The sequence below is a fragment of the Aurantiacibacter sp. D1-12 genome (assembly GCF_028858515.1).
GTDB lineage: Bacteria > Pseudomonadota > Alphaproteobacteria > Sphingomonadales > Sphingomonadaceae > Alteraurantiacibacter.
In genome coordinates, this window is sequence record NZ_JAPJZJ010000004.1 from 216,170 (window position 1) to 226,451 (window position 10,282).

At 60.0% G+C, this 10,282-nt stretch carries 10 protein-coding genes; 5 read left to right on the forward strand and 5 right to left on the reverse strand.

Annotated elements, in window-relative coordinates; translation table 11 throughout:
* Nucleotides 1–9: 9 nt before the first annotated feature.
* The 4 genes from galU to OOZ52_RS10995 all read right to left on the reverse strand — a co-directional run bounded on the left by galU (nucleotide 10) and on the right by OOZ52_RS10995 (nucleotide 2,828).
* Nucleotides 10–894 (reverse strand): UTP--glucose-1-phosphate uridylyltransferase GalU, encoded by an 885-nt coding sequence (gene galU, locus OOZ52_RS10980; protein ID WP_274698561.1) that lies wholly within the window; start codon nucleotides 892–894, stop codon nucleotides 10–12.
* A gap of 31 nt (nucleotides 895–925) precedes the next feature.
* Nucleotides 926–1,174 (reverse strand): ribbon-helix-helix domain-containing protein, encoded by a 249-nt coding sequence (locus OOZ52_RS10985; RefSeq protein ID WP_274698562.1) that lies wholly within the window; start codon nucleotides 1,172–1,174, stop codon nucleotides 926–928.
* Between the two features lie 40 nt (nucleotides 1,175–1,214).
* Nucleotides 1,215–1,937: an acetoacetyl-CoA reductase gene (gene phbB / locus OOZ52_RS10990; protein ID WP_274698563.1), complete on the reverse strand. Its 723-nt coding sequence runs from the start codon at nucleotides 1,935–1,937 to the stop codon at nucleotides 1,215–1,217.
* A gap of 138 nt (nucleotides 1,938–2,075) precedes the next feature.
* Nucleotides 2,076–2,828, reverse strand: a complete 753-nt coding sequence (locus OOZ52_RS10995) for a hypothetical protein (RefSeq protein ID WP_274698564.1) — start codon at nucleotides 2,826–2,828, stop codon at nucleotides 2,076–2,078.
* Nucleotides 2,829–3,147: 319 nt separating this feature from the next.
* Here OOZ52_RS10995 and OOZ52_RS11000 point away from each other — a divergent pair, with 319 nt between their 5' ends.
* The 5 genes from OOZ52_RS11000 to OOZ52_RS11020 all read left to right on the forward strand — a co-directional run bounded on the left by OOZ52_RS11000 (nucleotide 3,148) and on the right by OOZ52_RS11020 (nucleotide 9,261).
* Nucleotides 3,148–3,615, forward strand: coding sequence for a DUF3576 domain-containing protein (locus tag OOZ52_RS11000; protein WP_274698565.1), 468 nt, complete (start codon nucleotides 3,148–3,150; stop codon nucleotides 3,613–3,615).
* A 19-nt stretch (nucleotides 3,616–3,634) separates the two neighbouring features.
* Nucleotides 3,635–6,154 carry a leucine--tRNA ligase gene (gene leuS / locus OOZ52_RS11005; protein ID WP_274698566.1) on the forward strand — a complete coding sequence of 840 codons (2,520 nt, stop codon included), beginning with the start codon at nucleotides 3,635–3,637 and terminating at the stop codon, nucleotides 6,152–6,154.
* Entirely contained in the window at nucleotides 6,151–6,648 is a 498-nt protein-coding gene (gene lptE / locus OOZ52_RS11010; protein WP_274698567.1) for an LPS assembly lipoprotein LptE, read from the forward strand. The genes leuS and lptE overlap by 4 nt, the downstream gene beginning before the upstream one ends.
* A gap of 10 nt (nucleotides 6,649–6,658) precedes the next feature.
* Nucleotides 6,659–7,693 (forward strand): DNA polymerase III subunit delta, encoded by a 1,035-nt coding sequence (holA, locus tag OOZ52_RS11015; protein ID WP_274698568.1) that lies wholly within the window; start codon nucleotides 6,659–6,661, stop codon nucleotides 7,691–7,693.
* Nucleotides 7,694–7,806: 113 nt separating this feature from the next.
* Nucleotides 7,807–9,261, forward strand: coding sequence for an exopolysaccharide biosynthesis polyprenyl glycosylphosphotransferase (locus OOZ52_RS11020; RefSeq protein WP_274698569.1), 1,455 nt, complete (start codon nucleotides 7,807–7,809; stop codon nucleotides 9,259–9,261).
* A gap of 6 nt (nucleotides 9,262–9,267) precedes the next feature.
* On the opposite strand, the gene fcl is transcribed toward OOZ52_RS11020, so the two are convergent.
* Entirely contained in the window at nucleotides 9,268–10,206 is a 939-nt protein-coding gene (gene fcl, locus OOZ52_RS11025) for a GDP-L-fucose synthase (protein WP_274698570.1), read from the reverse strand.
* Nucleotides 10,207–10,282: the final 76 nt, after the last annotated feature.

A 10,282-nucleotide genomic window follows, 5' to 3' on the forward strand; every position in this document is an offset into this window, starting at 1 on the left:
GCCACGCCGTTACTGTGCAAGGAGCCTTTCCGCGATCGCGCGCACTTCTGCGCCCATGTCTTCACGCTCAAGCGCTAGCGCCAGTGTCGCTTCGACAAAGCCGGCCTTGCTGCCGCAGTCAAACCGGCGCCCATCGAAGGTGACAGCATGGAATGCCTGCGAGCCGATCATCTTGGCCATCGCATCGGTCAGCTGGATCTCGCCGCCGGCACCCTTGCCCTGTGTTTCCAGCGTACGCATGACTTCGGGCTGGAGAATGTAGCGGCCCGAAATGATCTTGTTTGAGGGCGCTTGATCGACGGGTGGCTTTTCGACCAGCCCCTTCACTTCGGTTAAAGCGCCTGCGCTTTCGCCCGGATCGATCACGCCGTAGCTCGACACAGCCTCGTGCGGGACTTCGAGCACCGAGATCAGGTTGCCACCGACTTTGTTATAGGCCTCGACCATCTGTGCCATGCAGCCACTACCATTGCGGTGGGCGACCATCATCTCATCAGGCAGCAGAATGGCAAAGGGCTCGTCCCCCACGATGGCTCGGGCGCACCAGATGGCGTGGCCAAGGCCCATGGGCACCTGCTGGCGAACGGTGATGATATCGCCCGGAGTGGCGCGGGTAGGATCGAGCACGGCCATGTCCTTTCCGCGCTCGCTCATGGTGCTTTCAAGCTCGTAAGCCATATCGAAATGCTCGACGATGGCAGTCTTGCCGCGACCGGTGACAAAGATCATCTGCTCGATCCCGGCTTCTCGCGCTTCGTCCACAGCGTACTGGATCAGCGGGCGGTCAACGATGGGAAGCAATTCCTTCGGGATCGCCTTGGTGGCGGGCAGGAAGCGGGTGCCAAGCCCGGCAACGGGGAACACGGCCTTGCGGATCGGTTTGTGATTGCTCATGCGAGCCTTCTGCGCGGGTGCATAGACGCGGTCAACCTTCGTGCAGATCACCGCGTAAATCGGCTGCAAGCCATAGCCTCACCGCCGTAGCGAGGCCCGGCGGGTTCTCCGCCTCGATCCGTTCTGCATCGATCATCGCGATCACCGCATTGAGCGGCAATTTGCGGAGGCGCGCGACATCGTTGAGCATGTCCCAGAACAGCGGTTCGAGACTGATCGAAGTCTTGTGTCCGGCAATTTCGACCGAGCGCTTGACCGGCGGGTGATAGATATCGCCCACCGGTCAACTCGCTCTTCTTGGAAAGAGGGGCATCAGCCCATCAATACATGTGCTGGCCGCCGTTGATCGACATGGTCGATCCGGTGACGAATGCTCCGTCTTCCGATGCCAGGAAACTCACGCCACGAGCGATTTCGCTGGCCTGGCCCAGACGACCGACCGGAATTTTGGCGACGATCTTTTCAAGCACGTTCTCCGGCACGGCGGCGACCATGTCGGTATCAATGTAGCCCGGCGCGATGGCGTTCACGGTGATGCCATAGCGTGCGCCTTCCTGCGCCAGTGCCTTGGTGAAGCCGTGGATGCCGGACTTGGCAGCGGCATAGTTCACCTGACCGTACTGGCCCGCCTGACCGTTGATCGAGCCGATGTTGACGATGCGGCCCCACTTGCGTTCTTTCATGCCTTCGAACGCGGCCTTGGCCATGTTGAAGCAGCCGCCCAGGTTGGTGCGCATCACATCGTGCCAGTCTTCGTAGCTCATCTTCATCAGCGTTCCGTCACGCGTGATACCGGCATTGTTGACGACGACATCGATCGGGCCGACTTCATCGGCAATCTTGGCGCAGGCAGCCTGCGTTGCTTCGTAGTCACCAACATCGAACTTGTAGGCGGGAACGCCGGTTTCGTCGGTGAACTTGCGTGCGGCATCGTCATTGCCGGCATAGCTGGCGACTACTGTAAAGCCGTCTTCTTTCAGCGTTTCACAAATTGCCCGGCCAATGCCGCGGGTACCGCCGGTGACTACTGCTACTTTTGCCATGGGATGTTCTCCATCTCTGCTCTGAATTGAAAATATGCTGCCGCTTTAGTGCAGAGCCGTGTGACTCCGCAAAGAAAAACCCCGCCAAAGCGGGGCGCGCATAGCAATGCCTGTGCAATTGTTGGCGCGAATCCTGCCTTAGAAGCGGAACTGTGTGCCGATATAAACGGCCTGACTGTCCTGCTGTTCCACATCGGGCAGAGGTACAATGTCGCGATCCTGCTCGTACCGCACACCTGCGGTGATATCGAGGTTGCGCGTCAGGCGATAGCTGCCGCCGACATCAAGCATCTGGTCAGACACGTTGGTGCGCGCCTCTTCACGGCGGCCGGCCACTGGAGTCTGTTCCATCTCAACGCGAGCGGCGAAGCGGCTCGGCTCGTCCCGATTGTTCTCGGGAAGCGAGAAATCGGAAATGTCGGGAATATTGGCGTTCGAAAGTGTGCTGGAAAGCATTGGAGTGCGCGCAGGTGCCGGTCGGGCAAAGCTGCCAAAGCCACGTGCAAGGCCAAGATTGTACCGGGTCGGCGCGACCTGCAGCGTGCTGGGAGCATCAGCGCCGATGCCGGACCGGACCGCAAGCGCTTCCGCAGCCTGTTGGTCCACGCGAACAGCAACCGTCACTGATCGCTCTGCCCCGGAATTGACGACACCTGCGGGAGTGAAGCGCATCATCCGCGCCTTGCCACCTGACTGTTCCGCGATGAGCGCTGCTACGGCAGGGTCCGCAGCCGCAGGGGTAAAGGCGAACTGACTGGTGCTGTCGGTGCTTACACTATCGCCATTCAAAAGGCCGATCGCGAATACCGAACTGGGGAGGGCAACAGCCAACAGCGTAGCCGACGCTGCGAGCGTCACCTTGCCTGCCAATGTGTTGCTACGCCGTTTCATGGCCTTCATTATTCCCCATACCCAATGGACTCTTCCTGAACGAACGACTCGCCGGTGACTATTGAGCGACTCATACGCTAGGCCTTTCGTTCCCGATTCGCCACTGCATACGCCATGCTTTTTCGCCTTTTGGCAAAGTGTTGCAGCCAGCACACAAGTGCATTGCAGGATCATCGTGGGCATTAAGCATGCATTCAGTGCAGAATCGGGCAATTGCGCGCAATCTTCCCGCTGCGCCTTGCGACTGCGTATGCGGCTTGTATAGAGGCAAAACCTGCAGCGGGTTTCTCCCGTTGCAAACGAGTTTACAGGACACACGATGGCATATTCCACTTTCCGCTCTTTCGTTCCGGCCCGCCGATTGGGTTCGGCCCTTGTGCTGGGCCTTGCCACAGCAGGCCTTGCCGCATGCGGTGGCGGCAGTGACGAGCGACTCCGGGCAGATCTTGCTGCCTCGCAGGTGACGTCTATCGGTGTGAACTCCTACCTCTGGCGGGCTAGCCTTGAAACGCTCTCGTTCGCACGTCTCACTACTGCTGACAGCAATGGCGGCGTGCTGATCACCGACTGGTACACCAGCCCCAACAATCCGAACGAACGCGTGAGCGTGTCGGTCGCCATCCTCGATCAGGACTTGCGGGCTGATGCGCTGCGCGTGAATGCGACGCGTCAGGTTATGCAGAACGGCCAGTGGGTGGAAGCGCCTGTTGCGGCTGCCACGATACAGCGGTTGGAAGATATCATTCTCACCACCGCGCGCGATCTGCGCCGTTCCACTGTCATGTGATCTGCCCTAGGGGGCTTTCATGAGTAACGAGAGATTCGATCCGTCTGTTGCCGACGGGCGCTGGCAGCGTGCGTGGGACGATGCGCGCTGTTTCGATGCAGACAGCAATTCGGACAAGCCGAAAAGCTATGTGCTGGAGATGTTTCCCTATCCCAGCGGGCGCATCCACATTGGCCACGTGCGCAACTACACGATGGGTGACGTGCTGGCGCGCTATCGCAAGATGCAGGGGCATGAAGTGCTCCATCCGATGGGGTGGGACGCGTTCGGCATGCCGGCAGAGAATGCCGCGATGGAGAAGGGCGTCCATCCTGCAGGTTGGACTTACGACAACATTGAGACGATGAAGGGGCAGCTGAAGCAGCTCGGCTTCGCGCTCGACTGGAGCCGCGAATTCGCGACGTGTGATCCCGAATACTACGGCCACGAGCAATCGCTGTTCATCGAACTGTTCAACGCCGGCCTTGTCTACCGCAAGGAAAGCGAAGTGAACTGGGACCCTGTCGATATGACGGTTCTGGCCAACGAGCAGGTGATTGACGGCAAGGGCTGGCGATCAGGCGCGGAGGTCGAGAAGCGCAAGCTCAACCAGTGGTTCCTGAAGATTACGGATTTCGCTGAAGACCTTCTCGAAGGCGTTCAGGGGTTGGAAGACTGGCCGCAGAAGGTGCGGCTGATGCAGGAAAACTGGATCGGCAAGTCGCAAGGTCTAGAGTTCGCATTCGACCTTTCGAACGGGGGCACGCTGCCCGTTTACACCACGCGCCCCGATACGATCTTCGGCGCGAGCTTTGTCGCGGTGGCGGCGGATCATCCGGTCGCACAGGATGTCGCTGCCAACAATTGCGAGGCGGCCAAATTTATCGAGCTGTGCAAGAAAGGCGGTACCACTGCTGCCGAGCTCGAGACTGCGGAGAAGCTCGGCTTCGATACCGGTATTGGCGCAAGGCACCCGTTTACGGGTGAATATCTGCCGCTCTACATCGCCAACTTCGTTCTGATGGACTACGGCACGGGCGCGATCATGGCAGTGCCCGGCCACGACCAGCGGGACTTCGAATTCGCCACCAAATATGGCCTGCCGATCCCGCGCGTAGTCGCGGCGAGCGTGGAGGAAGCTGCCAAGCCTTTCGATGGCGAGGCCGAGGCAGGCGAAGGCGTGCTCGTCAATTCGGACTTCCTCGATGGCATGGATGTCGAAGCTGCCAAGGCAGAGGTTATCGCCCGCGCCGAAAACGGCGGCTGGGGCAAGGGCACGACCGTCTGGCGCCTGCGAGACTGGGGCGTTTCGCGCCAGCGATACTGGGGTACGCCGATCCCGTTTATCCATTGCGAGACTTGCGGCGTGGTGCCTGTTCCCAAGGACCAGCTGCCCGTAAAGCTGCCCGAGGATGTCTCTTTCGAGCAGCCGGGCAACCCGCTGCTGCGCCATCCGAGCTGGAAGGAAACTAGCTGCCCCAAATGCGGCAGCGCGGCTCAGCGAGAGACCGACACGCTCGATACCTTCGTGAATTCGAGCTGGTACTTTCTGCGTTTCGCCAGCCAGCCGTCGGACAAACCCTTCGATGCAGACGAGGTCGCCAAGTGGATGCCGGTCGGCCAGTATATTGGCGGGATCGAGCACGCCATTCTGCACCTGCTCTATGCCCGCTTCTGGACGCGCGCACTGGCGCATGTCGGATTGCTGGAGGTGAAGGAGCCTTTCGCAAGCCTGTTCACGCAGGGCATGGTCACGCATGAAACGTACAGCCGTAAGGATGGGGCGCGCGAGGCTTTCTTTATGCCCTCCGAAGTTGATCGGACGAGCGACGGAGCGACTCTGAAATCGGACGGGCAGCCGGTCGAGATCGGCAAGGTCATCAAGATGTCCAAGTCGAAAAAGAACGTCGTAGACCCGGAAGACATCATCCGTGACTATGGCGCTGATGCTGTGCGTTGGTTCATGCTGTCGGATTCGCCACCAGAGCGTGATCTGCCGTGGTCCGAAGCCGGCATCGAAGGGTGCGGACGCTATGTTCAGCGCCTTTGGCGCCTGTTCGGCCAGTATGACGAGAGCGCGAGCGGCGAGGACAAGGATCTCGCGCGCAAGACACACCAGACCATTGCCGCCGTGGCGGATGATATCGAAGCGCTTGCGTTCAACAAGGCTGTTGCGCGGCTCTACGAACTCACCAGCGCAGCCGAAAAGGCCCAGCCGTCGGAAAGCCGCAACCACGCGATCCGCTCGCTCCTGCTGATGGCCTCTCCCATGATGCCGCACCTTGCCGAAGAGGGCTGGGCGGCAATGGATGGCGAGGGCCTGGTTGCCAATGCCGCCTGGCCTGAAGTCGACGAAGCTCTGCTGGTCGAGGACGAAGTTACTATCGCCGTCCAGCATATGGGCAAACTGCGCGATACGCTGACTGCTCCGAAGGGATCGTCAAAAGAGGACCTCGAGGTGCTTGCGCTTGCTAGCGAGAAGGTTCAGCGTTCGATTGACGGAGCAGATATTCGCAAGGTGATCGTGGTGCCTGACAGACTGGTCAATATCGTCACATGATGCGCGTACTCGCCTCGCTTGCGGCGCTGGCGCTGCTTTCGGCATGCGGTCTGCAACCGATCTACGCGGGCGGAAGCAACGGCGTGATCGCGCGCGGGCTGGCGGGCATCGAAGTCGCTCCCATCGAAGGCCAGGAAGGCTGGCTGATGCGCAATGCGCTGAATGACCGGCTCGGCCGCGGAGAAGGCTCTGCAGGATCGCAGTACCGGCTCGACGTGCTGCTTGATGACCGGCTCGAAGGGTTGGGCCTGCTCACCGACGATACGATTGGGCGCGAGCGTCGCACGCTGCGCGCGCGCTATCAGTTGGTGGACATGGCGACGGGTGAAATCCTTGTCGATGCCACGGCCGGTTCGGATGCCGGTATCGATGTGGTGGGCAGCGAATATGCGACCATCGCTGCGGAGCAGACCGCGCTTGAGAACCTCACCGTCGAAGTTGCCGATCAGATCGTTGTCCGATTGACGCGCGTCCTGCGCGAGCGCGCCGAATGAGAATAGGGCAGTGAAGGCTACCCAGCGCGACTATGCGCAAGCCGCCCAGCGCGCGGGCGGGAAATGCAGGTTGTTCTTCTTTTGCGGACAGGATGAAGCAGGAGCCTCTGCTGCGGTTGCCAGGCTGATTGCGGAATTGCCCGATGCCGGGGAACGCCTCGAGCTGAGTGGAGCTGATCTCAAGTCCGATCCCTCGCGTCTGGTTGATGAAGCGCGCTCAACCTCCCTGTTCGGTGATGTTCGCCATATCTTTGCCCGCGTTTCGGGCGAGGAAGCCCATGCTGCTCTGGAAAGCTGGTGCGAGCTGGTTGATCGCGGAGAGGTGGATGATGGCTGGCCGATTTTCATCATTGCCACTTCCGCCACAGACAAGTCGCGCAGCGCCAAACTGTTGTTGAAGCGTGATGATAGTCTCGTTGCAGTATTCTATCCTCCCGATTTGCGCTCGGTCACCCAGGATGTGCGTGCCATGGCTGACGCAGTTGGCTTGCGGCTCGATGGTTCGCTGGCCGAAACAATCGCCCGCGCAGCCAATCTCGACGTGCGGCTGGCGCAGTCCGAGGTCGACAAACTCGCGCTTTATCTCGACGCGTCGCCGCAAGCGCCGAAACGTGCTGACCAGTCGGCGTGGGACGCGGTCGGAGCCAGCACCGAAGAAGATGGCTTCATGCCGCTCGTCAACGCGGCGCTGGGCGGTGAATTGGGCAAGTTGCCAGGTGAGCTTGCGCGAATGCGTGAAGTCTCGCTCAACCCAGTTGGCGTTGCCCTGGCGCTGGAACGACGCGCGGTGCAGCTCGCTGCTCTTTCTCCCAAGCTGCGGCGCGGCGATGACATGAAGCAGTTCCTCAAGATGAACGGCGTGTTCTTCAAAGAGCATCGCGAGGTGGGTGATCAGCTCATGCGCTGGAGCGGCGGCAAGCTGGAGCGGCTGGTGCCGCGCCTTGCTGACTTGCACCGCTCTCTGCTTGCCAACAGTCAGACCGCAGAACTGTTGCTGGCGCGTGAGCTCACCCAGATTGCCCGATACGCGGCTGCAAGGCGCTAAATTCTGCGACAATCCGGTCTGAAAGAGCGGGTGATCAGTCCATCGCTGTCCTTACAAGCGCAACTCTACGTGCTATCACGTAGGCTGATAAGGAATAAGGTGTCGCAAACTCGATGGACGAGCAGCTTCCATTGCAGGAACCGATCGATGCGGCAGACGCCGCACCGGACCTTGTGGATGTGGAATACAGACCACTACCTTCGCCGCCCGAAAATGGCCTCGCGCCATCGCTCGAACGGCGGCGGTTGCGCGCCTATCTCGGCCTTCTGGTGAGCGATGTCGTTGTCCTGCTGGCGACATTCTTTACGGTGTCGGCTCTATATTTCGGCACGCTGACGAATTGGCCGCTGCTCGAAGGCGGAATGAATTCTGCCTATATGATCCTGCCGCTGTACCTCACCGTTGCGCTGTACAACGGCACCTATTCGCGTCGCGCACTCACTGAATGGCAGACGACTTCGCTCAAGGCGATTGGCGGGCTGATAGTAGCTGCTGCACTGCTCAACCTGCTGGCCTTTTTTGCCAAGAGCAACGCCGAATTCTCGCGCCTGGTCTTCGCTGTAGGTCTGCTGTCTGCAGGTGCCATGATGGTGCTCGTTCGCATTGCTCTCGTCCGGCTGTTCACGCGGAAATGGGGGCCGAGCCCGCAGAACAAGCTCGTCATCCTGGCAGGAGGGCCTATCTTCGCCTTGCCGCACGCCATTCATGTCGATGCTGCCGAACACGGGCTGACGGCAAACCGGGAAAATCCGCAATCGCTCGACCGGTTGAGCAAATATCTGCGCCATATGGACGAGGTAATCGTGAGCTGCACGGCAGAGGATCGCGCGGCTTGGTCAGATGTACTCAAGGGTACAGGCTTGCATGGCGAAGTCATTCATCAGCTCTCGCGGGAGATTGGCGCAATCGGTGTGGTCCATCACGATGCTGCCGACATTTCTTCTTTGAAGGTCTCGACAGGCCAGCTCGGCATTCGGGCCAGAGCGTTCAAGCGCATCTTTGATGTGGCCGTTTCCAGCGCCGTGCTGGTCGTGCTTTCGCCGCTGATGCTGTGCGTTGCCTTGCTGATCAAGCTGGAGGATGGCGGCCCCGTGTTCTTTGTTCAGCGCCGTATGGGCCGCGGGAACGAGTTCTTCGACATCCTTAAATTCCGCTCGATGCGGGAAGGTGATGCCAGCGGGGATCGATCCACGGCAAAGGATGACCAGCGCATTACCCGTATCGGGCGTTTCATCCGCCGCACCAGTATTGACGAGCTGCCGCAGTTGATCAACGTGCTGAAGGGCGAAATGAGCCTTGTCGGTCCACGCCCGCATGCGCTCGGCTCCAAGGCAGGCAGCAAGCTGTTCTGGCAAGTGGATCGCAAGTATTGGCAACGCCACGGCCTTCGCCCTGGCATTACCGGGCTTGCGCAAGTGCGCGGCTATCGCGGTGCTACCGAGACCGAAGCACAGTTGACCAATCGCTTGTTGGCAGATCTGGAATATATGCAGGGATGGAGCCTGTGGCGCGATGTGACGATCCTTGTCTCGACACTTCGCGTGCTTGTGCATGAGCGCGCCTTCTAGCGCTTCCTACGACTTGCCTTCACCTGCGCGGTAAGCAGCATAGGCATTGGCGATCCCGTCGCGAAGGGCGATCTTGGGCGTCCAACCCATGGCCGCGATCTTCTCGCCACTCATAAGTTTGCGCGGCGTCCCGTCAGGCTTGCTGGTGTCTCTGGTAATAGCACCTTCGAAACCAACCACATCGCACACCAGTTCGGCCAGTTCGATGATCGGCATGTCGGTGCCCGAGCCGAGATTGACGTGCTCATCGCCCGAATAGTTCTGCAGCAGGAAGACTGCACCGTCGGCCAGATCATCCACATGCAGGAATTCGCGGCGCGGGGTGCCGGTGCCCCAGATTTCGATGCTGTCGGCGCTGGCCTCTTTGGCTTCATGCGCCTTGCGGATCAGAGCGGGTAAGACATGGCTGTTCTTCAGATCGAAATTGTCGCCCGGGCCATACAGGTTGGTCGGCATGGCGCTGATGTAATCGACGCCATATTGCCGGCGGTAAGCCTGACACAATTTGATCCCGGCGATCTTGGCGATGGCATACCATTCGTTGGTCGGTTCGAGCGGCCCGGTCAGCAGTGCGTCTTCGGGAATCGGTTGAGGGGCCAGCTTGGGATAGATGCAGGACGATCCCAGAAAGAGCAGTTTTTCGGCATCATTGCGATAAGCCGCCTCGATGACGTTCGCCTCGATCATGAGGTTGTCGTAAAGGAACTCGGCCGGATAGGTGGCATTCGCGAAAATGCCGCCGACCTTGGCGGCGGCAACAATGACTGCATCCGGTCTGTGTGCGGCGAACCACTCGCGCACAGCAGCCTGCTCGCGCAGATCTGTCGAGCGATCACTCGTCAGGATCTCGCAGTTTTCGCTTTCCAGTCGCCGCACGATGGCAGAACCGACCATTCCTTTATGGCCCGCGACATAGACGCGTTTTCCGGCGAGATCGTATGCCATCAATCGCCGCCTGCGATGGGTTCTGCTTTCATGGTTTCCATGTCGGCGCTGACCATTTCGCGTGCGAGTTCGCGGG

Bases quoted from the DNA above. Each gene is read 5' to 3' on its own strand.
- galU (WP_274698561.1), bottom strand. From the start codon at position 894: ATGAGCAATCACAAACCGATCCGCAAGGCCGTGTTCCCCGTTGCCGGG.
- phbB (WP_274698563.1), bottom strand. From the start codon at position 1,937: ATGGCAAAAGTAGCAGTAGTCACCGGCGGTACCCGCGGCATTGGCCGG.
- OOZ52_RS10995 (WP_274698564.1), bottom strand. From the start codon at position 2,828: ATGAAACGGCGTAGCAACACATTGGCAGGCAAGGTGACGCTCGCAGCG.
- OOZ52_RS11000 (WP_274698565.1), top strand. From the start codon at position 3,148: ATGGCATATTCCACTTTCCGCTCTTTCGTTCCGGCCCGCCGATTGGGT.
- leuS (WP_274698566.1), top strand. From the start codon at position 3,635: ATGAGTAACGAGAGATTCGATCCGTCTGTTGCCGACGGGCGCTGGCAG.
- lptE (WP_274698567.1), top strand. From the start codon at position 6,151: ATGATGCGCGTACTCGCCTCGCTTGCGGCGCTGGCGCTGCTTTCGGCA.
- OOZ52_RS11020 (WP_274698569.1), top strand. From the start codon at position 7,807: ATGGACGAGCAGCTTCCATTGCAGGAACCGATCGATGCGGCAGACGCC.
- fcl (WP_274698570.1), bottom strand. From the start codon at position 10,206: ATGGCATACGATCTCGCCGGAAAACGCGTCTATGTCGCGGGCCATAAA.